Consider the following 24,001-nt stretch of genomic DNA (forward strand, 5'->3'; position numbering starts at 1 on the left):
ATCCCAGTCCCAGGCCAGACCTAAGGAGGACAGGTCCACATGACCGTTGTCCCTGCACAGCAATCAGGCGGTGGTGGCGGCACCAGCGGCCTGTACGACGTACTCGAACTCGTGCTGGACCGCGGACTCGTCATCGACGCGTTCGTCCGTGTCTCGCTGGTCGGCATCGAGATCCTGAAGATCGACATCCGGGTCGTCGTCGCCAGCGTCGACACCTACCTCCGCTTCGCCGAGGCCTGCAACCGGCTCGACCTGGAGGCCGGCCCGAACCGCAGCCCCGGTCTGCCCGACCTCATGGGCGGGGAGGCCGGATCCGGTGAGCAGGACAAGTCCAAGGGTGCGCTGTCCGGCGCCGCGGAGACCGTCTCGGGGGCCCGCCGCTCCACGAGCCGCCGGCAGGAGGAGCGGGCATGAGCAGCACGTACGTCTACGGCATCACGAGCGTCGGCCACCCCTCGCTGCCGGACGGCATGGAGGGCATCGGCGAACCCGCGCGCAAGGTCCGGCTCGTCGGGGTGGGCGCGCTCGTGGCGATCGTCAGCGACGCCCCCGACGACCTGCGGCCCAAGCGGCGCGACCTGCTCGCCCACCAGAACGTCCTGGCCGAGTCGGGCGGCGGCGGCGCGGTGCTGCCCATGCGGTTCGGCAGCGTCGCCCCCGACGACGAGGCCGTCACGACCGTGCTGGCCGAGCGCGCCGACCACTACCACGAGCGGCTGCGGGCCCTCGAAGACAAGGTCGAGTACAACGTCAAGGCGCAGCACGACGAAGCGGCGGTACTGCACCGGGTGATGGCCGAGAACGCCGAGATCCGCGCCCTCACCGAGGCCAGCCGACGGGCGGGCGGCGGCAGTCACGAGGAGCGGCTGCGGCTCGGCGAGATGGTCGTCGCCGCCGTGCAGGCCCGTGAGGCCCAGGACGCCGTCACGCTGCAGCACCTTCTGGAGCCGTCGGCCGACGCGGTCTCGACCGGCCCGGACAGCACCGGCTGGCTCGCCAACATCTCCTTCCTCGTCGACCGCAAGGCCGCCGAGCACTTCCTCGCGGCGGTCGAGACCGCCCGCCGCGACCTCGCGCACCTCGAACTCAGGGTCAACGGCCCGCTTCCGCCGTACAGCTTCGTGGAGCCGGGGCCGTCGGCTCCGGTCGGCACGGAGTGACGTCCGGCTTCATCGACTCATCGACATTCGATATTCGACCGTATCGGGGACCAGCTCCCCGACCGGCTGGAGGGACAGTGAACCGACTAGTTCTGGGCCTCGCGGTAGGGGCCGGATACGTCTTGGGACGTACGAAGAAAATGAAGCTGGCGTTCGCCGTCGGCACGATGGTCGCGGGCAAGCGGCTGAAACTGAGCCCGCGTGCGGTGGCCGAGCTGGTCAGTACGCAACTGGAGAAGAACCCGCAGTTCAAAGAGCTCGGCGACCAGCTGCGCCAGGACCTGCGCGGCGTCGGCACGGCCGCGTCGGGTGCCCTCGTGGAGCGTCAGCTCGAAGGCCTGGCCGGCCGGCTGCACGCGCGGACGCAGGGCGTGCAGGACCGCATCGCGGGCGTCGCCCCGGACGTGGACGACGTACGGGACGCGGGGGAGCGGGTGACGGATCTGGTTCCGGGGCGCCGGCGCCGTGGCGAGTACGCGGAGGAGGAAGCGGCGGACGGCGACGACATGGCGTACACGGACGACGAGGCGTACGAGGACGAGCGCGACGCCGACGAGGAGAGCCGCGACGCCGCGGACGAGAGCCGCGGCCGGAGTGAAGACCGCGAGCGGAACGAAGGCGGCGAGCGTGCCGAGAAGGCCCCGGCCGGCCGGCGTACCGGGACCGCCCGCAAGACCACCGGCACGGCGAAGAAGGCACCCGCCAAGAGGAGCGGCAGCACCGCCGCGGAGGCCGCGGGCACCGCCAAGGAGACCGTCTCCGGCGCCAAGGCCGCCGCCACGAGGGCGCCCCGGGCCGCCAAGAAGACCGAGGCGAAGGGGGGCCGTGGACGTGGCTGACTCCCCGGTCAAAGCACTCGGTGGCATAGCCAAGAGCCCGGCCGCCGACCATCTCAAGTCCGAAGTGCAGGACTATCTCGCGGCCCAGGTCCAACGCCTGCTCGTGGGCACGGGCCGCAAACTGGGCGAGACCACCGTCAAGCTGACCGACATCGCCGAGGGCAACAGCCCGGGCTTCGCCAAGCTCGCGCTCGACGGCGGCCGCAAGCTGGCCGAGGGCAAGGGGCCGGTGCGCACGGCGGTCGAGCTGGGCGCGGGCCGTCTCAAGGACAATGTCGTCGGGGCGTTCAAGAACCTCGGCGGCGGCAAGGGCAAGAGCAAGCGCGGCGCCGGCCAGAAGCCCACCGTCATCCTGGAGTTCATCGACGTCGGCGTCGACCTGCGGACCGCGTACGACCAGTGGACGCAGTACCAGGAGTTCAGCACCTTCGCGAAGGGCGTCAAGAACGCGAGCCGCGCCGACGACGTCACCTCCGACTGGCAGCTCAAGGTCTTCTGGTCCAACCGGAGTTGGAAGGCGCACACCACCGAGCAGCTTCCTGACGACCGGATCAGCTGGACGTCGGAGGGCGCCAAGGGCACGACGAAGGGCATCGTCACCTTCCACCCGCTGGCCGACCGGCTCACCCGGGTCCTGCTGGTCATCGAGTACTACCCCAAGGGCCTGTTCGAGAGGACGGGCAACATCTGGCGTGCCCAGGGCCGCAGGGCCCGGCTCGATCTCAAGCACTTCGCCCGCTTCGTGACGCTGCGCGGCGAGGCGAGCGACGGCTGGCGCGGTGAGATCCGTGACGGCGAGGTCGTTCTGAGCCACGAGGACGCGCTGGAACAGGAAGAAGCCGAGCAGCAGGAGGAAACGCAGGGGCAGGACGAAGAGCAGGAGCAGGAGCAGGGGCAAGAGGAAGAGCAGGAGCTGGACGCGCGGGACAAGCCGTCGGACGACGCGTACGAGAGCGAACTCCCGGAGGAGGAAGCCGCGGAGGCGGACGAGCCCGAGGGCGAGGACGAGTACGAATACGAAGACGAGGCCGAGGCCGAGGACGCGTACGAGGGTGAGGCCGAGGGCGACGGCGAGGAGTACGAGGACTCCGTCGACGAGCGGAACGAGCCCGACGGGGAAGTGCCGGAGGACGAGGGCGGCGGTGAGCGCCGCGCGCCGCGCCGGAAGGCCGCCGCGCGGGCCCGTTGAGACCCGCTGGGCACCCCGCGGTCGCTGGGGCGGGACTTCACCGAAGTCCCGCCCCGCGCCCGTCGGAAGAGCCCCTCGAGAGAGCCCGTCAGGACGCGTCGGCGCCCGCCTGCTTGCGGCAGAGGATCTCGCCGTGCAGCACCGCGAACCACGCGTCCTCATGCGTACCCCACTCGCGCCACGCCTCGGACACCGAGGCCAGCTGCGCGGAGGTCGCGTGGCCGCCGTCCGTCGCGCGGTCGGCGTACGCCGAGGCGACCGTGCGGTCCGCCCACAGCCCGCTCCACCAGGCGATCTCGTCCGGCGTCGCGTAGCACCACGTACCGGCCGTGGACGTGATGTCCACCGCGGCGAAACCCGCCTCCAACGCCCATGACTTCAGGTGCCGCCCGGCGTCCGGCTCGCCGCCGTTGTCCCGGGCGACCCGCCGGTACAGGTCCAGCCAGTCCGTCATGCCGGGGGAGGGCGGGTACCAGGTCATCGCCGCGTAGTCGGAGTCGCGTACGGCGATGATGCCTCCCGGCTTGGTGACGCGGCGCATCTCGCGCAGCGCCTGCACCGGATCGCCGACGTGCTGCAGGACCTGATGCGCGTGCACCACGCAGAACGTGTCGTCGGGCCAGTCCAGCGCGTGCACGTCCGCGGTCGTGAACTCGACGTTGCTCAGGCCCCGTTCGGCCGCCGTGGCCCGCGCCTGGTCCAGGATGCCGGGCGCGTGGTCGGCCCCGACGACATGGCCGTCCGGTACCAGGGCGGCCAGGTCCGCGGTGATCGTGCCGGGCCCGCAGCCGATGTCCAGGATCTTCATGTGCGGCTTGAGCGAGCCGAGCAGGTAGCCCGCCGAGTTGGCGGCGGTGCGCCAGGTGTGCGAACGCAGCACGGACTCGTGGTGGCCGTGGGTGTAAACGGCGGTCTCCTGCGACATGGCCCGATCCCCTCAACGGTGTGACGGCTCGGCCCGGGGCAGCCGCCCCGGGCGATGCGATCACCGTACGCCGACCAGCCGGATCGTGAGATACCCGTCTTGGAGTGTGGACTGACGGAGGGTCACAGTATGCTCGGCGGCCGGTACACGCGCAGCGCCTCGTGCTGCTTGTCGATCACCAACTGGCCCTCGCATTCGATGACTTCACCGTCGAACGCGAGCGGGGTGCCCGGTGAGACGCCGTCGACGTGCAGCTTGGTGAGCCGGGTCGCGGCGTGGAACGGGGAGCGGGACAGCGGGCCCGACAGAGCCGCCGCGAGCAGCCGTACGCCGGGCAGCCGGCCGCCGCTGACGGTGCGCACGTCGAGGAGACCGTCCGCGAGATCCGCTCGCCGGCCCGCGGTCAGGCCCATGCGGCGGTAGGTGCAGTTTCCGGCGAACAGCAGCCACAACGGCCGCTTCTCGCCGTGGAGTTGGACCTCAAGGGGATGATCGCGGCGCAGCACGTGCACCGCGCCCACGACATCGGCGAGCCGCCCGCCGATCCGCCCGGACCAGCGCTCGCGCTCCCGCACCAGCTCCGGGTAGGCGCCCAGGCTGAACGTGTTGAGGAAGATCCCCGAGGCCTTGGCCGAGCGGAAGCGGCCGACGTCGACCGCGACCGCGTCACCACCCATGACGGCCCGCACCAGATCGCCGGCGTCCTCGATGCCGAGGTCGTACGCGAAGTGGTTCAGGGTGCCGCCGGGCAGCACCGCGAGCGGCAGGTTGTGCCGGAGCGCCACCTGCGCGGCCGTGTTCACCGAACCGTCGCCGCCGGAGATGCCCAGGGCGCGGGCGCTCGCCGCCGCCTTCTCCAGCGCGGCCGGGATCTCGGGGCCCTCGCACTCCACGAACTCGGCGAGCGGCAGCGCGTCCCGCAGCACGCGCACCCGCTCGGGCGTCCCCGCGTGCGTGTTCACCACCATCACCAGGCCCTCGCCGTCCGGCAGCGCCGGCACGTCGTCCACCAGCGGGCGCCCCGGCGACGGCATCTGGTCACGCGTCGGCACGAGACCCCGTACGGCGAAGGCCGCGCCCACGCCGAGCGCCGCGCCCGCGATCACGTCACCGGGGAAGTGCGCGCCCGTATAGACGCGGGAGGCCGCCACCGAGAAGGCCACCGGGGCGACGGCCGCGCCCCAGCCCCGCGACTCCAGGGCGACCCCCGTCGCGAACGCCGCCGCCGAGGCCGCGTGCCCCGACGGGAACGACGTCGTGAACGGCTGCCGCTTCAGCCGGCGCACTATCGGCACCGCGTCCAGGGCGGGCCGCGTCCGGCGCACCGACCGCTTCCCGAGCGTGTTGATCGTGGCGGAGGCGAGCGCAAGGGACGCCACCCCGCGCAGAGCGGCCCGGCGGGCCCGCGGCGACCCGGTCGCCGCCAGCGCCCCGCCCACGGCGAACCACAGCACCCCGTGGTTCGCGGCGCGGCTCAGTCCGGGCAGGACGCGCTCGGCCCCGGGCCAGCGCTTCCCGGCGGCGGACTCGAAGAGCCGCATGTCGAGAGTGGCCAGCCGGCCGCGCAGGGAAGGGCCGGGCCGCGGCGCTTCCGCCGCGGCTCCCGGCAGCTTGGAGATGTCGAAGTCGGCACACATGCCACGACGACTACCCCGGGCGCGGCCCCGCACCCAGGCCCGCACCCCCTATTCGTTTGCCCGTCACCCGCACGGCCGTCCACAATGCGGACCATGGGACATCTGGAAGCCGCACACCTCGAGTACTCCTTGCCGGACGGGCGGGCGCTGCTCGGTGATGTCTCCTTCCGTGTGGGCGAGGGTGCCGTCGTCGCCCTGGTCGGGCCGAACGGGGCGGGCAAGACGACCCTCCTGCGGCTGATCTCCGGCGAGCTCCAGCCGCACGCGGGCTCCGTCACGGTCAGCGGCGGTCTCGGCGTGATGCGCCAGTTCGTGGGCTCCGTGCGCGACGGGACGACCGTGCGCGACCTCCTCGTCTCCGTCGCCTCACCGCGCGTCCGCGAAGCCGCGAAGGCCGTCGACAAGGCCGAGCACCTGATCATGACCGTCGACGACGAGGCCGCGCAGATGAGCTACGCGCAGGCCCTCGCCGACTGGGCGGAGGCGCAGGGCTACGAGGCGGAGACGCTGTGGGACATGTGCACCACGGCCGCGCTCGGCGTCCCCTACGACAAGGTCCAGTTCCGCGAGGTGCGCACCCTCTCCGGCGGTGAACAGAAACGCCTCGTCCTCGAAGCGCTGCTGCGCGGCACCGACGAGGTCCTGCTCCTGGACGAGCCGGACAACTATCTCGACGTGCCCGGCAAGCGCTGGCTGGAGGAGCGGCTGCGCGAGACCCGCAAGACCGTGCTCTTCGTCTCCCACGACCGTGAGCTGCTCGCCCGCTCCGCCGAGAAGATCGTCAGCGTCGAGCCGAGCCCCGGCGGCGCCGACGCCTGGGTGCACGGCGGCGGCTTCGCCACCTACCACGAGGCCCGGCGCGAGCGCTTCGCCCGCTTCGAGGAGCTGCGCCGCCGCTGGGACGAGAAGCACGCGCAGCTGAAGAAGCTCGTGATCAGCCTGCGGCAGGCGGCCTCCGTCAGCCATGAACTGGCCTCGCGGTACTCCGCCGCGCAGACCCGGCTGCGGAAGTTCGAGGAGGCCGGGCCGCCGCCCGAGCCGCCGCGCGAGCAGGACATCACGATGCGGCTCAAGGGCGGCCGTACCGGGGTAAGAGCCGTCACCTGCAAGGGACTTGAACTGACCGGCCTGATGAAACCGTTCGACCTGGAGGTCTTCTACGGCGAACGCGTCGCGGTCCTCGGGTCGAACGGCTCGGGCAAGTCCCACTTCCTGCGGCTGCTCGCCGGCGACGATTCGGTCGCGCACACCGGCGAGTGGAAGCTCGGCGCCCGCGTGGTCCCCGGGCACTTCGCCCAGACCCACGCGCACCCCGAACTGCAGGGCCGCACCCTCCTCGACATCCTCTGGCGCGACCACGCCAAGGACAAGGGCGCCGCGATGTCCCGGCTGCGGCGCTACGAACTGACGGCGCAGGCCGAGCAGAAATTCGAGCGCCTCTCGGGCGGCCAGCAGGCCCGCTTCCAGATCCTGCTCCTCGAACTAGAGGGCGCCACCGCCCTGTTGCTGGACGAGCCCACCGACAACCTCGACCTGGAATCGGCCGAAGCCCTCCAGGAGGGTCTGGAGTCCTTCGACGGCACGGTCCTCTCCGTCACCCACGACCGCTGGTTCGCCCGCGCTTTCGACCGGTACCTCGTTTTCGGTACGGACGGCCATGTTCGTGAGACGTCGGAACCGGTCTGGGACGAACGGCGCGTGGAGCGTCTTCGCTAGCGCGTCGCGGCCTCGGGAAACTCGCCGTACGCTGCTGAGTTGGGCGCGTACGACGAGTTGTGACGAGGCATGAGGAGAAACCGTGGTGAGGACGTCCTTCCGTACGGACGACGTCGAGCAGGCCATGGAAGCGATCAAGTCGGCTTTCTATGCCAATCAGCTGGACGTGCTGACAGCGCCGGAACGGTTCGGCGCCGCCTTCGAGGTGCTGGAGCTCGGCGGGATCACCGTCGGTGATCTCGCCTGCGGGGTCGACGTCCGGGTCAGCTGCGGGGAGTTGGGCACCTACCACGTGAACGTTCCGCTCGGCGGTCCGATGGCCTGGCACCAGGCGAGCCATCCCGAAGTGATCACGGCCCCGGGCCGGGCCGCGCTGTTCCAGCCCGTCGGGAACACCATCGTGGACCGCTGGGCCGGGCGGATCGTCGCCCTGAAGGTGGAGCGGGACCTGCTGGAGCGCCGCGTCGAGGAGCTGACCGGACGCGTGCCGCGCACCCCCGTGGTGCTCGAACCCGAGATCGACCTGACGAGCGGGCGCGGGAAGGCCTGGTCCCACCTCGTAGGGATCCTCGTCGACGACCTCTACGAGACGACCCGGCTCATCGAGCACCGCCTCGTCGCCCTGCCGCTGCGGGACGCGGTGCTCAACGGACTGCTGCTGGCGGCCGACCACCGCTATCGCGACCAGCTCGACCAGCCGGCGAAGGGACTGCGGCCGACGCCGGTGAAGCGGGCCATGGACGCGATGCGCGAACGACCCGAACACCCCTTCACCACCACCGAACTGGCGGCCGAGGCCCGGGTCGGCGTCCGCTGGCTCCAAGAGGCCTTCGCCCGCTACGTGGGCATGCCGCCGATGGCGTATCTGCGCACCGTCCGTCTGGAGCGGGCGCACGCCGAACTCCTCGCGGCCGACCCGCGCATCAGCACCGTCAGCGAGATCGCCTTCCGCTGGGGCTTCGGTCACCTGGGCCGGTTCGCCGAGCAGTACCGCGCCAAATACGGCTGCGTACCGTCCCTCACGCTGCGCGACCCCGGCGCCTGACACGGACCGGCGACGCACCGCGCTATCCGGACAGCCGCCTCGCTCGGCGGATCGTGACCGACCGGCCGTGAGTTCTACGATCGGACTGTCGCCGGGGGCCGGTTCATGGCTCCGGGTACTTGCCGTCCTCGGGGCCTGCGACCGTGACGGATTCCGGTGACGTCCGGCCCGGCACTACCCCGCCGGGCCGGCACCAGCCTTCGGGTCCGGGCTCCCCCCGGAAACACTGCACCGGGCCCGTCGGCCGCCCTCCACATCGCCGAATCGGCCACGGCCGCAGGCGTTTTTGTGTCCCGGGCGCACCCGCCGAACAGACCTCGACGGCGCAGTACCCCACAGCCGAAGAACTATGCGTTTGCCCTGGCGGTTGGAGGGCAGGCGTAGGTGAGTGCTTCGGACTGGAGGCACGTCCGTGGGATAGATGCCGCCCGGTATCCGCCCCGGGTGTGTCCTACGCCGAATCGAGGCGCGACTCCCACGGTGACCACCGAACCCAGAGCACCTCCAGGGGAGTTGCGATTCATGTCGCCTACCAGCGCACCCGTGAACCCGGTGAAGCCCAGCCGACGTCACCCGCACGACGACGCACCCGATACCGCCGAGGCATTCGCCAAACTGTCCGACATGCCCGAAGGGCCGGACCGAGACGATCTGCGGCACGACGTCGTCGAGGCATGGCTCCCGATGGCCGACCGGCTCGCCGGCCGCTTCCGCAACCGCGGCGAGTCCTACGACGACCTGCGGCAGGTCGCCGCCATGGGCCTCGTCAAGGCCGTCGACCGCTACGACCCGGCGCGCGGCAACGCCTTCGAGAGTTACGCCGTGCCCACGGTCACCGGCGAGATCAAGCGGCACTTCCGTGACCACATGTGGACCCTGCACGTGCCGCGCCGCGTCCAGGACCTGCGCAACCGGGTCCGGTTCGCCCAGCACGAACTGGCCGCGAGCATCCCCGGTCGCGCTCCGACCCTCACCGAGATCGCCGAGCACGCGAACCTCACGGAGGACGAGGTACGGACCGGACTCGAAGCCCTGGAGAGCTTCACGGCTCTCTCCCTCGACGCCGAACTGCCCGGCAGCGACGACGGCTACTCGCTGTCCGACGCGCTCGGCTCCGTCGACCCCGCGCTCGACGTGGTCATCGACCGGGAATCGGTCAAGCCGCGCATCGCGGCGCTGCCGGAACGCGAGCGGCAGATCCTCTACATGCGCTTCTTCGGCGACATGACGCAGAGCCGCATCGCCGAACAGCTGGGCATCTCGCAGATGCACGTCTCACGGCTCATCACCCGGTGCTGCCACCGGCTGCGGGACGAGGTGCTCGCCGACGCCGCCGCGTGACAGGAGAGCGCCCCGCCATCTGCGTATCGCCAGGGCGGTGTGGCGGGACATCACGTCCAGCGCCCGCGCCTCCGCCAGGGAGAAGGCCGCCCGGCCCGCGGACCGGAACAGGATGAGCACACCCTGAACCGGTCCGCCGGGCGCCGCGATCAGCGGCACGCACAACAGGGACGTGACGTCCGCAGGACCAGGACCGGGGCACCGGACGCGTCGACGCCCAGCGCCCCCGGATCCTGCGGGCGCACCAGCAGCGCCGGTGAACCGCCGCGCGCCGCCTCGACCACGAGGGGGCCGGCGGCCGGGTTCTGTCCGGCGATGGCCCGGACACCCTCGTCGTCGGCGCCGAGCACGGTCGTACGGATCGCTGCCCGCGGGCTCTGCTGCAAACGCACCGACAGGCCCCGGTCGCCCTCGTCGCGGGCCACCGCCGCGACCTGCGAGCGGAAGGCCGCCCGATCGGCGTGGGCCAGGAGCGCGGTCAGCGGGTGACCCGTCGCGTACTCCTCACGCACCCCGGTGAACGTCGTCGCTGCGACGTTCAGACGGCGCACCATCGACTCCCGGTCGGCGAGCGCCACCGGTAGCGGCGGCCCCTGGAAGACAGCGCGCAGCAACTGCTGTTCCCGCCGGTCGGCCGTCGCCGAGCGGCTCGGCCGCGCGCCGGGCTCGGGGGGCCGCGGGTCCTGCTGATGCGGCCACAGTTCCCGCACCACGTGGCCGAGTTCGAGAAGTGCCGCGTCGAGGACGGCGGGCGACTCGTCCGCGGGGACCGCCCTGGCCGCCCTCAACTCGGCCACACGGCGCGCGAAGTCCGAGTGTTCCTCACCGAATTCGCCCGTGTGCGGCATGCCGAGAACCCGTCCCGCGCCTTCGTTTCCCGGGGCGAGCCCCGGGGAAGCCGCTGAACAGAGGAGGCGTTCACCGATGCGACAGCCCTTCGCGCCCGGCACGAACGTACGGTTCGGTGACCACGACCCGGAGCCGCCCGTCCGCCGGCTCTCCGAACTCGCCGAGGGCGCGGCCCTCTGCGTGCCCGACTGCTGCGGCGCCGTGGCCACCGCGTCGGACGGCGGCGACGGACGCCCGTCCGCGGCGACCCACCCCGACCTCGCCGCACTGGCCTCCGTGCAGCTGCGCTCCGGAGAGGGCCCGATCCCGGCGGCCGAGGAAGCCGGCCGGCCCGTGGCCGCCGCCGACCTGCTCAAGGACCGACGGTGGCCGCAGTACCGGGCCCTGGCACTCGACGCCGGGGTGCGCTCCAGCGTCACCCTCCCGTTCCGCAGCGCCGACCTCACCGTCACCCTCAGCCTCTACAGCTTCCGGGCCGGCACGCTGCGGGACGCCCCGCACGGCCCGCTCCGCGTCCTCGGCGACCTGGCCGCCACCTCTCTCGTACGCGACCGCTCCTACCAGGCGGCCTTGACCGAACTCGACCAACTGGGCACGGCCCTGCGCACCCGGCCCGTCATCGACCAGGCCTGCGGAATCGTCATGCACGTACTGGGCTGCGACGCGGACGAGGCATTCACCGTCCTGCGCCGGATCTCCCAGACCACCAACCGCAAACTGGCAGACGTGGCCTCAGCGGTGGTCGACCGCCGGGGCCGCGGCCTGGAACGAGAATTCTCGGCGCTGACGCAGTGACCCCGGGGTTCACGGCTTCCGCCCGCCGCTGTCGAGCGGTGGCGCCCGCCTCCCCGTGACGTCCACGCAGCGCCGTCACCCCCACGACATCGCCCCGCCCCGTCACCCGCCCGGCGCAACGGCCGCGCCGGGGCGCTCGCCTGTTCACTCGTCCCCCTGGGTACGCACAGGGCAGCAGTACGGCGCGCGCGGATGCCCGCAGGGATGTGACGCTGGGGGCAGTGCAGCGCGATGACATGGCGACGACCCACGGCACGGAGGCAGCATGCGGCCATCGGACCCCACGGCCCGCGAGAGTCGCGGGCCGGTGCGCTACGGACCGCCGCTGCCCGCGCCGGGCCTGCCCGTGCCGCCCGAGCTGGCGGGCGTCGTCGCCGGAGCCGCCGGGCGTCCGCACGCCGAGCCGCCCGGCGGGGCGCCCGCGCTGCTCGAAGCCGCCCGCGGCTACTGGCAGCGCCGGGGCCTTGCGGCCGACCGCGGCCGGATCGTCGCCGCTCCGGGCGGCGCCCCGCTGCTCCTCGCCCTGACCGCGGCGCTCGGCGGCGACGTTCTCGTGCCGCGGCCCTGCCCGGCGTGGTGGGTGCCGCAGGCCCGCCTCCTCGGCAGGGAGGTGTTCCACGTGCCGACGCCCGCCGAGTGCGGCGGGGTCCCCGACCCGTACGCCCTCCTGGAGACGGTCCGCCGGGTCAGGGCCGAGGGCGGCGACCCCCGGCTGCTGGTCCTGTCCGTCGCCGACGACCCGACGGCGACCGTGCCGCCGCCCGAGGTGCTGCACGAGGCGGTGGAGGCCGCCGTGGGGGAGGGCCTGCACGTGGTCAGCGACGAGACCTGGCGGGACACCCTGCACCCGGGCACGGACACCGTGCTGTTCAGCCCGGCCGAGATGTTTCCCGCGCAGGTGACCGTTCTGACCGAGCTGACCGGCGCGTTCCTGCCGCCGTCACTGCCCGCGGCCTGCGCGCGGTTCCCGCGGACCGCGCAGGGGGACCGCCTCGCCGACCGTGTCCTGGACTGCCTCACCGCGACGAGCGCCGTGCTCGCGGCGCCGGTCGCGGCCGCGGCGACGTACGTACTGAACGAGCCCGAGGAGGTCACCGCCCGCCGCACGGCTGTCGTCGCGCTGCACGCCGGGCCGGCCGCTGCCGCGTACCGCATCGTGCTGGCCGGCGGCGGCCTGGCGCTGCCCCCGCGGGCGGGCCGGCACCTCTACGTCGACCTGGACCCGCTGCGGCCGCCGCTCGCGGCCCGCGGGGTCACCGACGCCCAGGACCTGGAGGACTTCCTCACCGCGCGCCTGGACATGCCGGCCCCCGGCGGCCACCGGTTCGGCGACGACCCCGCGGCGCTGCGGGTGCGCCTGTCGACGGGACCGCTGCTCGGCTCAACCCCGGACGAGCGCGGCGCGTCCCTCAAATCACCGGATCCCCTCGAACTGCCGCATGTGACAAGCCTGTTGGGGAAGGTGAGGTCCGTGTTTGACGAGCTCCGGGGCGACCCGGGCCCGGTGGAACCGGTGAGTTCGGAAGGCAACGGACCGGCAGGCGAAGGATGGGAGTCCGAGCGATGACCCAGGCGTCCGAATCGACGACGGCGCGGCGGTGCCTCGACGGGGCTGCCACCGCGTCCGTCCGCCCCCTCGTCGAGCCGCGCCCCCTCGTCGAGCCGCGGCCGCTCGGCGGAGGCAGCCCCGTCGAGGCACCGCCGCGCCGCTGGCCCCGGTCCTTCGCGGACCGCCTGTCCGCACCCCTGCCCGGCCTGCGGGCCTTCGCCCGGTTCGCCCGCGAGGGCGCGCTGCGGCCGCGCCCCGAAGGCCTGAAGGACATCCCGGACCTGCCGTTCGAACCGGGCCCGCTGCCCGACGTCGACGCCCGCACGGCCGCCGTCACCTGGGCGGGACACGCCAGTTGGGTCGTCCGGATCGGCGGTCTGACCGTCCTCACGGACCCCGTCTGGTCCCGCAAGATCCTCGGCACCCCGGCCAGGATCACCCCGGTCGGCGTCGCCTGGAGCGCGCTGCCGCCCGTCGACGCGGTCGTCATCAGCCACAACCACTACGACCATCTGGACTGGCCCACCCTCAGAAGACTTCCGCGCTCCACCCCGGTGTTCGTCCCGGCGGGCCTCGGCCGCTGGTTCAGCCGGCGCCGCTTCACGCGCGTCACGGAACTGGACTGGTGGGAGGCGGCCGAACTCGACGGCGTCCGCTTCGACTTCGTACCGGCGCACCACTGGTCGAAGCGCTCGCTCACGGACACCTGCCGCACCCTGTGGGGCGGCTGGATCCTCACCGACAGGGACCAGCAGCGGATCTACTTCGCGGGCGACACCGGATACGGCCGCTGGTTCTCGGAGATCGGCCGCCGCTACCCCGGCATCGACCTGGCGCTGCTGCCCATCGGCGCCTACGAACCGCGCTGGTGGCTGCGGGACGTGCACTGCGACCCGGAGGACGCGGTGCGGGCCGCGCACGACGTCGGCGCACGCCTCATGGCGCCCATGCACTGGGCCACGTTCCTGCTGTCGGCCGAGCCGGTCATGGAGCCGCTCACCCGGCTGCGGGCCGCCTGGGAGCGGGCGGGCCTGCCGCGCGCCGCGCTGTGGGACCTGCCGGTCGGCGCGTCACGCGTGCTGACTGCCTGACAGCCGGCGCACCTTCCGCCACAGCATCGGGGCCGTGCTGACCACCACGGTCAGCACGATCGCCGCGAGAACGCCCTGCCACGGCTCCTTGAACAGGGAGCCGCCGAGGATCCCGATGATCTGGTACGTCGCCGCCCAGGCGAGGCACGCCGGGATGTCGCCGCGGGCGAACCGGCGCAGCGGCATCTTCGCCATCAGGCACGCCAGCATCACCGGGATGCGCCCGGCGGGCACGAGCCGCGACAGCACGAGGACCAGCACGCCGTGGTCGGCGAGCTTCTCCTGCGCCTGCTCCAGACGCTCCTGGGGGGCCCGGGAGCGGAGGGCCTCCAGCCACCGCGAACCGTTCTTCGAGTGCATGCCGCGCCGCCCGAGCCAGTACAGGGCGATGTCCCCGAGGAACGCGGCGAGCGAGGACACGACGAACACGAGCAGCAGCGAGAACGGCGCGGTCTGGTGGAACGCGACGACGGCGGCGGAGCTGACGAGCGCGCCCGTCGGAATCACCGGCACCAGCGCGCCGACCGCGACGAGCAGGAACAACGTCGGGTAACCGGCGGCCTGTTGGGTCGACTCGGTCGGTACCACCTGGGCGACGGCGTCGAGCATCATCGGGCCACCTCCGGCCGGACGCTCTCGCCGTGCGCGAGACAGTGCACCGTGACGTCCGGCGCGCGCTGCGCGGCCTGCCGGACGAACTCCTCGCCCGGCGTGTGGAACTCGTGCGGGCGCACGGCGTCCATCCCGATGGGCCAGTACGTCCCGTAGTGGACGGGCACGGCGCTGCGCGGCGCGATCCTGGTCAGCGCCTCGGCGGCGCGCGCCGGGTCGAGGTGGTGCGGCCCGAGGTGCGGCCCCCACCCGCCGACCGGCAGCAGCGCGACGTCCACCTCCCCGACGGCGTCGGCCATGCCGTCGAACAGCCCGGTGTCGCCCGCGAAGTACGTACGGGCCTCACCGCTCACCACGAAGCCGAGCGCGGGCGCCCGGTGCGGGCCGACCGGCAGCCGCCGCCCGTCGTGCGCGGCGGGCACCACTCTTATCGCGAGGTCGCCGACCTCGACGACGGCCCCCGGCTCGACCTCGGTGAACTCCAGGGCCCGCAGCCGGCGCAGGCCCGGCACGGCGCGGGCGGCGCCGCGCGGCACCAGCACCCGGGTGCCCGGCGCGAGCCTGGCCAGCGACGGCAGATGCAGATGATCGGCGTGCAGATGTGAGACAAGGACCACATCGGCGTGCGCGGCACTCGGCGGCGGCGGGGCCCCGCGACGGCGTCGAAGGTGGGCGAGGCGCCGGGCGAAGAGCGGATCGGTGAGCACCCTGGTGCCCGAGTCCTCGACCGTGCAGGTGGCGTGCCCCCACCAGGTGATCTCCACCGGCACCCGTTGCCTCCTCACATTGCGACTGCCCCGAGAGTACGTGCAGGAGTAGGGTCGACGCCGAACGGCTGAGGTGAGGGGGACACCATGGGGGCACCGGACGGGGCCGGCGCTGCCGTGCGGGTCGCGGCGATCGCCAGCCTGACGCCGCTGGAGCAGCTGGACGCCGACCCGTTTCTGGTGGACTCGCGCAGCCAGCACGCGATGTGCGCCCGCTGGGCCGCCGAGCGCGGCTACGTGGTCACCCGCGAACTCTTCGTGCACGGGGTGCGCCCCGACCACGAGATCCTCTGGGCGGACGTCGACGCGGGCCTGGTCGACGTCTTCGTCGCCCCCTGCGACCGCGTCCTGCGTGCGGCGCTCCGCTCGGTCGACGCGTTCTCGGCGGAGTGCGCGCGGCGCGGGGTCCGGCTGGAGACGGCGGGCCTCGCGGAGCCGTCGTACAGCGCGGAGATGAAGGCTCGCGTGCACCGCCGGCTGTCGATGCCCACAGCGGGATACGACGGGTGCTGACCGTGGCGTGAGATGCGCCCCGCCGCCCCGGACCCCGCTCCTCATGGACAGGCTCGCTCAAACCGTATGAAACCCTGACCTACGACAATCAGGGCGAGGCAGCACAGGGGCGAGGGGAGCGGGAAAGTGGCCGCAGGCCGATGGAGACGGGTGGCGAGCACGGTGTGGCGCTCGCTCACGGTCTGGGCGGCGGGCACGCTGACCATGCTGATCCTGGCCGGCCTCCTGCCGGACTTCCAGCTCCAGTCCGACACCGGCGACAGCGCCACCCGCGTCGCCACCACGGCGGCCCTCGGCGCCGGCGCCTTCGCCCTCCTCTCGGCCCTGGTCTGGCCCCTCCTCGTCCGCGCCCTCCTCCTCGTCCCGGCCCTCGTCCTCGGATTCGCCGTCTTCTTCCTGAACGGCGCGGTGCTCCTGTTCGCCCTGTACCTCATCCCGGACGGCCGCGGCGAGGTCAGCCCGGAGACCGCGGTCGTCGTCGCCGCGGTGATGTCGGCCGTGGCATCGGCGACCGGCGGCGCGCTCGCCGTCCGCGACGACGACGCGTACCGGCGGCGGCTGTACCGGCTCGCCGACCGGCGACGCCGCAGGGCCGTCGAGGACGTCCGGCCCGAAGCGGGACCGCCCGCCCCCGGCACCGTCTTCCTCCAGCTCGACGGCGTCGGCCACGAAGTCCTGCTGCGGGCCGCCCGCGGCGACGTGATGCCCACCGTCGGCGCCTGGCTGCGCGACGGAGGGCACCGACTCACCCCGTGGCGCACCGACTGGTCGAGCCAGACCGGCGCCAGCCAGCTCGGCATCCTGCACGGCTCGAACCACGACATCCCCGCCTTCCGCTGGTACGAGAAGGACACCGGCGAGATCCAGGTCTCCAACCGCCCCACCAGCGCCGCCGAACTCCAGCGCCGCGCCGTCGAGCACACCGGCGACGGAGGCCTGCTCACCGTCGACGGCGCGAGCCGCGGCAACCTCTTCAGCGGCGGCGCCGAAGAGGTCGCCCTCGTGCTCTCCGTCGCCGCCCGGCGCGGCAAGGAGAACCGGTCCAGGGCCGGCTACTTCGCCTACTTCTCCGACCCCGCGAACGCGGTGCGCACCGCCCTCTCCTTCTTCGCCGACGCCGGCCGCGAGATCGGCCAGTCCACCCGCGCCCGCCTGCGCAGACAGCGGCCGCGGATCGGCCGGGGCGGCCTCTACCCCTTCGTCCGCGCCTTCGCGACCGTCGTCGAACGGGACGTCGTCGTCGCGGCGGTCATCGGCGACCTGCTGGCGGGCCGCAGCGCCGTCTACGCCGACCTCGTCGCCTACGACGAAGTGGCGCACCACTCGGGACCGCACGGCCGCGACACCGACAAGGTCCTCCAACGGCTCGACCGCTCGCTCGCGCTGATCGCGAAGGTCGTCGAGCACGCCCCGCGCCCGTACCGCATCGTCGTCCTGTCCGACCACGGGCAGAGCCCCGGCGAGACCTTCCACGCCCGCTACGGACTCACCCTCCAGGACCTGGTGCGCGCGGGCTGCGGACTGCCCGTGCCGCGCAAGGCGCGGAGCACCCACAGCGGCGCCGAGGCCCGCGCCGCCGTCCGTGCCGCGCTGCGCCGTCCCGTCGAGGAGCCCGCCGCCCGCAAGGGCAAGCACCATGAACCGGTCGTGCTGGCCTCCGGGAACCTCGGCCTCGTCTCCTTCCCCGACGTGCCGCACCGGATGAGCAAGGAGGAGGTCGACGCCCGCCACCCGGCGCTGCTGCCGACCCTCGCCAACCATCCCGGCATCGGCTTCCTTCTCGTACGGAGCGAAGAGCACGGGGCCGTCGTGCTCGGGGCGCGCGGAGCGGAGGTCCCGATCGGCGACCTGGCCGACGGGCAGGGCCCGCTCGCCGACTTCGGTCCCGGCGCCGCCGACGCCGTGCGCCGCACCGATACCTTTCCGCACACCGCCGACATCATGGTCAACTCCTGGTACGACCCCGTCGACGGCGAGGTCCTCGCCTTCGAGGAGCAGATCGGCTCGCACGGCGGGCTCGGCGGCGCGCAGAGCCGCCCCTTCCTGCTCTCGCCGTCGTCGCTGTCCGATCCGGTCCCGGACGGCGGCGAACTCGTCGGAGCCGAACAGGTCCACCAGGTACTGCGCCGCTGGCTCCGCGAAGGGTTCGGCCCGCAGGTCCCGCTGGAGAATTCCCTCCCACAGACCCCGCACGGCGCATCATTTGTGGCCGCACCCCCCGATGTGCGGGACGAATCGGCCTGATTTGGTGGGGGATCGTCTCTCGCCCGACCATGGAGCGCCGCCCGGCGATCCCGTGACGGCTCTTCAGTACGACCGAGAGGCGCACCACCCCATGCACGACACCGGGCCCGCGGTACAGACGGCTCCGGCCGGGGACGACGGGCAGGACAGCAGGCACGCCCGCAGGTTCGGTCTCCCCATCGCCACGGCCCTCGTCATGGGCAACATCATCGGCGGCGGCATCTTCCTGCTCCCCGCCTCCGTGGCCCCGTACGGCACGGTCAGCCTCGTCGCCTTCGGCGTCCTGACGGTCGGCGCCATCGCGCTCGCCCTCGTCTTCGGCCGCCTCGCGCACCGGCATCCGCAGACCGGCGGCCCGTACGTCTACGCCCGTGAGGCCTTCGGCGACTTCGCCGGCTTCCTGGCCGCGTGGAGCTACTGGATCACCACCTGGGTCTCGAACGCGGCGCTCGCCGTCGCCGCCGTCGGCTACCTCGACGTCCTGCTGCCGATCCGCGGCTCGACGTTCTGGACGATCGTCGCCGCGCTGGCCTGCCAGTGGCTACCCGCGCTCGCCAACCTCGCCGGCACCCGCTACGTCGGCGCGGTCCAACTCGTCTCCACCGTCCTGAAGTTCGCGCCGCTGCTGCTGGTCGCGGTCGGCGGCCTCTTCTTCTTCAAGGCGGACAACCTGGGCCCGTTCCAGGCGACCGGCGACTCCGCGCTCGGCGCCGTCTCCGCGTCCGCCGCGATCCTGCTCTTCAGCTATCTGGGCGTCGAGTCCGCGTCCGTGAGCGCGGGCGAGGTCCGCGACCCGCAGCGCAACGTCGGCCGCGCGACCGTCCTCGGCACCGGGCTCGCCGCACTGCTCTACCTGCTGTGCACGGTGGCGGTGTTCGGCACGGTCGCGCACGACAAGCTGGTGGACTCGACCGCGCCGTTCTCCGACGCCGTCAACGCGATGTTCGGCGGCACCTGGGGCGGCACCGCCGTCGCGATCGCCGCCCTGGTCTCCATGGTCGGCGCGCTCAACGGCTGGACGCTGCTCAGCGCCCAGACGCCGTACGCGGCGGCCAGGGACGGCCTGTTCCCCACGGCGTTCGAGCGCAAGCGGCGCGGCATCCCCACCTTCGGCGTACTCGTCGCGGTGACCCTCGCCAGCCTCCTGACGGTCTACAACTACACCGCGGGGTCGACCGGGGTCTTCGAGACGCTCGTGCTCGTCACCACGTTCACCGCGACCGTGCCGTACCTGCTGGCCACCGCCGCGCAGATCTACTTCCTGCTGTCCGGGCAGGGGCACCGGGTGCGGCGGTCGCGGCTGGCGCGGGACATGGTCCTCGCCGTCGCCGCGTTCGGGTTCTCCATGTGGCTGGTCGGCGGCGCCGGGTACGCGGCCGTCTACCAGGGCGTGCTCTTCCTCTTCGCCGGGGTGCTGGTCTACGCGTGGATGGCGGCCCGCAAGAAGCGAACCGCCACCCACTGACCCGACCCCCGTCGGTCACCTGGCGATGGGCGCGACCACCCAGCGCAGTTTCTTGAACGTGCTGTCCCGCGAGCCGAGTTCGATCAGCTTGCGGGCGGCCACATAGGCCTCGTTGCCCTCGATCTCGTAGCCGACCTCGAGCGTGCCCGGTACATCCCGGATCTCCAGCTGCGCCTCGATGTCGGCCGCCGGACGGTCGCTGTCCGCGGCCATCGCCGTCAGGTGCGCGATGCGCCGCTGCTGCGCCTCGTCGAGGGCCTGGCGCGGGTCACGCGAGCCGGGCGACTTCAGGGCCTGCCTGCCCTTGCCGGACGGCGGCGCGACCGCCGAACTCGGAGTGCGTACCTCGCCGGTGGGCTGCCGCGTCGACAGCGTCGCCTGCACCACGGTGCCGTCGTTGTCGAGCGCCACCCGGAACTCGCCCCGGCCGGGCGTGATCACCGGTATGCCGCCGAAGGTCTGCCGGAACGTGACGTGCGTCTGCAGCGACACCGGCTCGCCGATCCCCGAACCGTCCTTCTCGCCGCTGTTCTGCATCAGGTCGTGGACGCCGTCGACGACCAGCTCGGCGCCGCCCGTCGCCTCCCCGTGCTGCCCGACGAACTGCCGGGCCAGCTCGACCGCGCGCCCGGTCGGCAGCTGCCGGGTGTTGCGGTGGTTGGCCTCGGCCAGTTTCACCCAGCGCACCGCCCCCGGCCCCGTCGACACGAACCGGTCGCCCGAGCTCGCGCTCAGCACGCCCTGCCGCTCGACCTGCACCTCCTGGAGCGCGGCCTGCGGGAAGTGCGCGAGCTGTCCGAGCCGCGTGAGCTCCTGCCCGGGGTCGCGCGGTGTCAGCTCTACGATCTGCGGCTCCGACGGGGCCCGCGTCAGCGGATCGCGCAGCCCCTCGCGGGCGTAGTACCAGCGCCAGGCGTACCAGGAGTCGGTGACGTGCTCGCGGAAGAAGTTCCGCTCGGCGTCGAGACGGCTGACCGCCTCCGCCCGACCGGCGCCCGTGGCCGCGACCGACGGGGCCTGCCCGTTGTAGATGTCCCAGCTCGCGTTGAGCCAGGCGTCGCAGTAGGTCTGGCCGGCCCGCCACTTCTCCCAGAACTTCCTGCCGTAGTCCGGGCTGTCGATACTCGTCGTCTCGAACCCGAAGATCATCCGGGAGCCCAGGTTGGGGCCGGCCCAGGTGCGTACGGGGGAGTGCCCGTCGAGGACGCGCAGCGAGCTGCACGTCGACCAGAACACGTAGTTGACCCGCTCGTCGCCGAACGCCATCCGGTTGGAGACCGCGTCCGAGCGGTTGTCCCACTTGGCGCCCAGCGGGGCGAAGAACACGCCGTTGTCGTCCATGCCGCCATGGCCCGAGTGGTACACGGCGACCACGGCGTCCAGACCGTACCGGTCCTGCCAGTTGTCGTAACTCTCCTCGTACGCCCACACCTGCGCGCCGCTGTCCGCGAACCAGAAGTTGCGGTCGTGGAACTGCTGAAGATAGGCCAGCCAGCCGGTCGCGTCCTCGTGCGTGTGCGACAGAGGAATCTGGTTCACGAACTTCTGGATGCTGAACGCGCCCCACCAGCCGGACGTCGAATCGCGGTCGGCCGCGCCGGGCTTCCCGGTCTCCAGTGGTGACGGACCGCGGTCGGAATAGATCATGCGCATGGCCACACCCCCTGCGAAGCCCCGGGCGGATCCCCTTGGCCGGGGGCCTCAAAGTGTCACCGCCGTGCGGTCTTGCCCAGCGCGCATTCCGGCCATGGTGACCGCGGCACGGCCTGTGGCCCGGTCTTCCGGGTGCGCCGGTGCCACATGTGGTCGGATGGAGGTCAGAGGCAATCGGAAACGGTCCCGCCGCAGGGGGCCGTACGGAAGGGAACCATCGTGGCAACCACGCGCTCCGCACACACCGTGTGGGAAGGCAACCTGCTCGAGGGCAACGGAGTCGTCACCTTCGACTCCTCCGGGATCGGCGAGCAGCCGGTGTCGTGGCCGTCCCGCGCCGAGCAGGCGAACGGCAAGACGAGCCCCGAGGAGCTGATCGCGGCGGCGCACTCGTCCTGCTTCTCCATGGCGCTCTCGCACGGCCTGGCCGGCGCGGGCACGCCGCCCACCAAGCTGGTCACCTCCGCGGACGTGACGTTCCAGCCGGGAGAGGGCATCAAGGGCATCCACCTCACCGTCGAGGGCACCGTGCCGGGCCTCGACGAGCAGGGCTTCACCGCGGCCGCCGAGGACGCCAAGAAGAACTGCCCGGTGAGCCAGGCGCTCTCGGGCACGGACATCACCCTGACGGCCAAGCTGGCCTGACGGCTCTTTGCCCCCTTGACACGGGCCCGCTCAAGTTTTGTGCTGGATACCGGGACAACCCGGTGTCCAGAACGACGTGAGCGGGCCTGTTTCTGTGAGAGGGGACGCGTCATGGCGCGTGCGGTCGGAATCGATCTCGGTACGACGAACTCGGTGGTGGCCGTGCTGGAGGGGGGTGAGCCCACCGTCGTCGCCAACGCGGAGGGCGCGCGCACCACCCCCTCCGTCGTGGCCTTCGCCAAGAACAAGGAAGTCCTGGTCGGCGAGGTCGCCAAGCGGCAGGCCGTCACGAACGTGGAGCGCACCGCGCGCTCCGTCAAACGGCACATGGGCGACGGGAGTTGGCACTTCCCCGACAGCGGCACCATCGACGGCGTCCGCTACAACGCGCAGGAACTCGCCGCGCGCGTGCTGCAGAAGCTCAAGCGCGACGCGGAGGCGTACCTCGGCGAGGACGTGACCGACGCCGTGGTCACCGTGCCCGCCTACTTCGACGACGCGCAGCGTCAGGCCACCAAGGAGGCCGGCGAGATCGCGGGCCTGAAGGTGCTGCGCATCATCAACGAGCCGACGGCGGCCGCCCTCGCGTACGGCCTGGACAAGGGCGACGAACAGACGGTCCTCGTCTTCGACCTGGGCGGCGGCACGTTCGACGTCTCGCTCCTGGAGATGGGCGACGGCGTCATCGAGGTCAAGGCCACCAACGGGGACACCCAGTTGGGCGGCGACGACTGGGACCAGCGCCTCGTCGACCATCTGATCCGGCAGTTCAAGAACGCGCACGGCATCGACCTCGGCAACGACAAGATGGCGGTGCAGCGGCTGCGCGAGGGCGCCGAGAAGGCGAAGATCGAGCTGTCGTCGTCGAGCGAGACGAGTGTGAACCTGCCGTACATCACGGCGACGGCACAGGGGCCGCTGCACCTCGACGAGAAGCTGACCCGCGCTCAGTTCCAGGAGCTGACAGCGGACTTGCTCGACCGCTGCAAGAAGCCGTTCCACCAGGCCGTGAAAGACGCGGGCGTCGAACTGTCGGCCGTCGACCACGTCATCCTCGTCGGCGGATCGACGCGGATGCCCGCGGTCACCGGCCTGGTACGGGAGTTGACCGGCAAGGACCCGCACAAAGGTGTCAACCCGGACGAGGTGGTCGCCGTGGGCGCCGCCCTCCAGGCCGGTGTCATCCGCGGCGACGTCAAGGACGTCCTGCTGCTCGACGTGACGCCGCTGTCCCTCGGCATCGAGACCAAGGGCGGGGTCATGACGAAGCTCATCGAGCGCAACACGACCATTCCCACCCGGCGTTCGGAGACCTTCACCACGGCCACCGACAACCAGCCGTCCGTCGGCATCCAGGTCTTCCAGGGCGAGCGGGACATCGCCGCCTACAACAAGAAGCTCGGCGTCTTCGACCTGACGGGGCTGCCGCCCGCCCCGCGCGGCGTCCCGCAGATCGAGGTCACGTTCGACATCGACGCCAACGGGATCATGCACGTCTCGGCGAAGGACCTCGCCACCGGGCGCGAGCAGAAGATGACGGTGACCGGCGGCTCGGCCCTGCCGAAGGACGACATCGACCGGATGGTACGGGAGGCCGAGACGCACGCCGAGGAGGACCGCAGGCGCCGGGAGGCCGCCGAGGCCCGCAACGAGGCGGAGCAGCTCGTCTACCGGACGGAGCGGTTCCTGCGGGACAACGAGGAGCGGGTGCCGAAGGACATCCGCGGTGAAGTCGAGGACGCCGTGGCGGAGTTGAGGACCACGCTGGCCGCCGACCCGCCGGACACGAACGCTCTCCGGGACGGGGTGCGGAAACTGGCCACCGTCAGTCAGAAGGTGGGACAGGCCATGTATCAGGGTGCGGACCGTGCCGGGCCCTCCGACGACGAGTCCAGGGACGACGTGGTCGACGCGGAGATCGTGGACGACGACAAGGGCGACGAGAAGGGCACGGCCTCGTAGGCCT

At 72.3% G+C, this 24,001-nt stretch carries 21 protein-coding genes; 15 read left to right on the forward strand and 6 right to left on the reverse strand.

Annotation, left to right across the window (positions count from 1 at the left end; all coding sequences use genetic code 11):
• The first annotated feature begins 39 nt into the window (after positions 1-39).
• The 4 genes from gvpJ (at position 40) to AB0J02_RS03595 (ending at position 3,188) form a co-directional block, all read left to right on the forward strand.
• Complete coding sequence (gene gvpJ / locus AB0J02_RS03580) at positions 40-414, forward strand: gas vesicle protein GvpJ (protein ID WP_363191892.1); 375 nt, start codon at positions 40-42, stop codon at positions 412-414.
• Positions 411-1,160, forward strand: coding sequence for a GvpL/GvpF family gas vesicle protein (locus tag AB0J02_RS03585; protein ID WP_363191893.1), 750 nt, complete (start codon positions 411-413; stop codon positions 1,158-1,160). Before gvpJ ends, AB0J02_RS03585 begins: the two co-directional genes overlap by 4 nt.
• A gap of 122 nt (positions 1,161-1,282) precedes the next feature.
• Entirely contained in the window at positions 1,283-1,999 is a 717-nt protein-coding gene (locus AB0J02_RS03590; protein WP_363191894.1) for a DNA primase, read from the forward strand.
• Positions 1,992-3,188 (forward strand): SRPBCC family protein, encoded by a 1,197-nt coding sequence (locus AB0J02_RS03595; RefSeq protein ID WP_363191895.1) that lies wholly within the window; start codon positions 1,992-1,994, stop codon positions 3,186-3,188. The genes AB0J02_RS03590 and AB0J02_RS03595 overlap by 8 nt, the downstream gene beginning before the upstream one ends.
• Before the next feature lie 88 nt (positions 3,189-3,276).
• Here the strand turns inward: AB0J02_RS03595 and AB0J02_RS03600 are convergent, their stop codons facing one another.
• Together AB0J02_RS03600 and AB0J02_RS03605 are read right to left on the reverse strand one after the other, a co-directional pair.
• Positions 3,277-4,113 (reverse strand): methyltransferase domain-containing protein, encoded by an 837-nt coding sequence (locus AB0J02_RS03600; protein WP_363191896.1) that lies wholly within the window; start codon positions 4,111-4,113, stop codon positions 3,277-3,279.
• A 122-nt stretch (positions 4,114-4,235) separates the two neighbouring features.
• Positions 4,236-5,750: a phosphatase PAP2 family protein gene (locus tag AB0J02_RS03605; protein ID WP_363191897.1), complete on the reverse strand. Its 1,515-nt coding sequence runs from the start codon at positions 5,748-5,750 to the stop codon at positions 4,236-4,238.
• Positions 5,751-5,843: 93 nt separating this feature from the next.
• On the opposite strand from AB0J02_RS03605, the gene AB0J02_RS03610 reads away from it, so the two are divergent.
• From AB0J02_RS03610 to AB0J02_RS03620, 3 genes are all read left to right on the forward strand, one after another.
• Positions 5,844-7,466 carry an ATP-binding cassette domain-containing protein gene (locus AB0J02_RS03610; protein ID WP_363191898.1) on the forward strand — a complete coding sequence of 541 codons (1,623 nt, stop codon included), beginning with the start codon at positions 5,844-5,846 and terminating at the stop codon, positions 7,464-7,466.
• An 82-nt stretch (positions 7,467-7,548) separates the two neighbouring features.
• Positions 7,549-8,511, forward strand: coding sequence for an AraC family transcriptional regulator (locus tag AB0J02_RS03615; protein ID WP_363191899.1), 963 nt, complete (start codon positions 7,549-7,551; stop codon positions 8,509-8,511).
• A gap of 522 nt (positions 8,512-9,033) precedes the next feature.
• Complete coding sequence (locus tag AB0J02_RS03620; RefSeq protein WP_363191900.1) at positions 9,034-9,852, forward strand: RNA polymerase sigma factor SigF; 819 nt, start codon at positions 9,034-9,036, stop codon at positions 9,850-9,852.
• A 149-nt stretch (positions 9,853-10,001) separates the two neighbouring features.
• Here the strand turns inward: AB0J02_RS03620 and AB0J02_RS03625 are convergent, their stop codons facing one another.
• Positions 10,002-10,700 (reverse strand): PAS domain-containing protein, encoded by a 699-nt coding sequence (locus AB0J02_RS03625; protein ID WP_363191901.1) that lies wholly within the window; start codon positions 10,698-10,700, stop codon positions 10,002-10,004.
• Positions 10,701-10,776: 76 nt separating this feature from the next.
• Between AB0J02_RS03625 and AB0J02_RS03630 the strand changes: the two genes are divergently transcribed.
• The 3 genes from AB0J02_RS03630 to AB0J02_RS03640 all read left to right on the forward strand — a co-directional run bounded on the left by AB0J02_RS03630 (position 10,777) and on the right by AB0J02_RS03640 (position 14,136).
• Positions 10,777-11,496 carry an ANTAR domain-containing protein gene (locus AB0J02_RS03630; RefSeq protein WP_363191902.1) on the forward strand — a complete coding sequence of 240 codons (720 nt, stop codon included), beginning with the start codon at positions 10,777-10,779 and terminating at the stop codon, positions 11,494-11,496.
• A 265-nt stretch (positions 11,497-11,761) separates the two neighbouring features.
• Positions 11,762-13,063 (forward strand): aminotransferase class I/II-fold pyridoxal phosphate-dependent enzyme, encoded by a 1,302-nt coding sequence (locus AB0J02_RS03635; RefSeq protein WP_363191903.1) that lies wholly within the window; start codon positions 11,762-11,764, stop codon positions 13,061-13,063.
• Positions 13,060-14,136 (forward strand): MBL fold metallo-hydrolase, encoded by a 1,077-nt coding sequence (locus AB0J02_RS03640; RefSeq protein ID WP_363191904.1) that lies wholly within the window; start codon positions 13,060-13,062, stop codon positions 14,134-14,136. The genes AB0J02_RS03635 and AB0J02_RS03640 overlap by 4 nt, the downstream gene beginning before the upstream one ends.
• On the opposite strand, the gene AB0J02_RS03645 is transcribed toward AB0J02_RS03640, so the two are convergent.
• Together AB0J02_RS03645 and AB0J02_RS03650 are read right to left on the reverse strand one after the other, a co-directional pair.
• Positions 14,116-14,748, reverse strand: coding sequence for a VTT domain-containing protein (locus AB0J02_RS03645; RefSeq protein WP_363191905.1), 633 nt, complete (start codon positions 14,746-14,748; stop codon positions 14,116-14,118). The two genes, AB0J02_RS03640 and AB0J02_RS03645, sit on opposite strands and share 21 nt — an antisense overlap.
• Positions 14,745-15,518 (reverse strand): MBL fold metallo-hydrolase, encoded by a 774-nt coding sequence (locus AB0J02_RS03650; protein ID WP_363191906.1) that lies wholly within the window; start codon positions 15,516-15,518, stop codon positions 14,745-14,747. The genes AB0J02_RS03645 and AB0J02_RS03650 overlap by 4 nt, the downstream gene beginning before the upstream one ends.
• A gap of 84 nt (positions 15,519-15,602) precedes the next feature.
• Here AB0J02_RS03650 and AB0J02_RS03655 point away from each other — a divergent pair, with 84 nt between their 5' ends.
• From AB0J02_RS03655 to AB0J02_RS03665, 3 genes are all read left to right on the forward strand, one after another.
• Positions 15,603-16,028 (forward strand): hypothetical protein, encoded by a 426-nt coding sequence (locus AB0J02_RS03655; protein WP_363191907.1) that lies wholly within the window; start codon positions 15,603-15,605, stop codon positions 16,026-16,028.
• A 126-nt stretch (positions 16,029-16,154) separates the two neighbouring features.
• On the forward strand, positions 16,155-18,272 hold the full coding sequence (locus AB0J02_RS03660; protein ID WP_363191908.1) for an alkaline phosphatase family protein: 2,118 nt from the start codon (positions 16,155-16,157) through the stop codon (positions 18,270-18,272).
• A gap of 91 nt (positions 18,273-18,363) precedes the next feature.
• Positions 18,364-19,737: an amino acid permease gene (locus AB0J02_RS03665; protein WP_363191909.1), complete on the forward strand. Its 1,374-nt coding sequence runs from the start codon at positions 18,364-18,366 to the stop codon at positions 19,735-19,737.
• A gap of 15 nt (positions 19,738-19,752) precedes the next feature.
• Here AB0J02_RS03665 and AB0J02_RS03670 read toward each other — a convergent pair whose 3' ends face one another.
• Positions 19,753-21,390 carry a DUF6345 domain-containing protein gene (locus AB0J02_RS03670; protein WP_363191910.1) on the reverse strand — a complete coding sequence of 546 codons (1,638 nt, stop codon included), beginning with the start codon at positions 21,388-21,390 and terminating at the stop codon, positions 19,753-19,755.
• Between the two features lie 219 nt (positions 21,391-21,609).
• On the opposite strand from AB0J02_RS03670, the gene AB0J02_RS03675 reads away from it, so the two are divergent.
• Together AB0J02_RS03675 and dnaK are read left to right on the forward strand one after the other, a co-directional pair.
• Complete coding sequence (locus AB0J02_RS03675; protein ID WP_363191911.1) at positions 21,610-22,035, forward strand: OsmC family protein; 426 nt, start codon at positions 21,610-21,612, stop codon at positions 22,033-22,035.
• A gap of 111 nt (positions 22,036-22,146) precedes the next feature.
• Complete coding sequence (dnaK, locus tag AB0J02_RS03680) at positions 22,147-23,997, forward strand: molecular chaperone DnaK (RefSeq protein ID WP_363191912.1); 1,851 nt, start codon at positions 22,147-22,149, stop codon at positions 23,995-23,997.
• Positions 23,998-24,001 lie beyond the last annotated feature (4 nt).

The sequence above is a fragment of the Streptomyces sp. NPDC050264 genome (assembly GCF_040655895.1).
GTDB lineage: Bacteria > Actinomycetota > Actinomycetes > Streptomycetales > Streptomycetaceae > Streptomyces.

Bases quoted from the DNA above. Each gene is read 5' to 3' on its own strand.
- gvpJ (WP_363191892.1), top strand. From the start codon at position 40: ATGACCGTTGTCCCTGCACAGCAATCAGGCGGTGGTGGCGGCACCAGC.
- AB0J02_RS03585 (WP_363191893.1), top strand. From the start codon at position 411: ATGAGCAGCACGTACGTCTACGGCATCACGAGCGTCGGCCACCCCTCG.
- AB0J02_RS03600 (WP_363191896.1), bottom strand. From the start codon at position 4,113: ATGTCGCAGGAGACCGCCGTTTACACCCACGGCCACCACGAGTCCGTG.
- AB0J02_RS03605 (WP_363191897.1), bottom strand. From the start codon at position 5,750: ATGTGTGCCGACTTCGACATCTCCAAGCTGCCGGGAGCCGCGGCGGAA.
- AB0J02_RS03610 (WP_363191898.1), top strand. From the start codon at position 5,844: ATGGGACATCTGGAAGCCGCACACCTCGAGTACTCCTTGCCGGACGGG.
- AB0J02_RS03620 (WP_363191900.1), top strand. From the start codon at position 9,034: ATGTCGCCTACCAGCGCACCCGTGAACCCGGTGAAGCCCAGCCGACGT.
- AB0J02_RS03625 (WP_363191901.1), bottom strand. From the start codon at position 10,700: ATGCCGCACACGGGCGAATTCGGTGAGGAACACTCGGACTTCGCGCGC.
- AB0J02_RS03630 (WP_363191902.1), top strand. From the start codon at position 10,777: ATGCGACAGCCCTTCGCGCCCGGCACGAACGTACGGTTCGGTGACCAC.
- AB0J02_RS03635 (WP_363191903.1), top strand. From the start codon at position 11,762: ATGCGGCCATCGGACCCCACGGCCCGCGAGAGTCGCGGGCCGGTGCGC.
- AB0J02_RS03640 (WP_363191904.1), top strand. From the start codon at position 13,060: ATGACCCAGGCGTCCGAATCGACGACGGCGCGGCGGTGCCTCGACGGG.
- AB0J02_RS03645 (WP_363191905.1), bottom strand. From the start codon at position 14,748: ATGATGCTCGACGCCGTCGCCCAGGTGGTACCGACCGAGTCGACCCAA.
- AB0J02_RS03655 (WP_363191907.1), top strand. From the start codon at position 15,603: ATGGGGGCACCGGACGGGGCCGGCGCTGCCGTGCGGGTCGCGGCGATC.
- AB0J02_RS03665 (WP_363191909.1), top strand. From the start codon at position 18,364: ATGCACGACACCGGGCCCGCGGTACAGACGGCTCCGGCCGGGGACGAC.
- AB0J02_RS03670 (WP_363191910.1), bottom strand. From the start codon at position 21,390: ATGCGCATGATCTATTCCGACCGCGGTCCGTCACCACTGGAGACCGGG.
- dnaK (WP_363191912.1), top strand. From the start codon at position 22,147: ATGGCGCGTGCGGTCGGAATCGATCTCGGTACGACGAACTCGGTGGTG.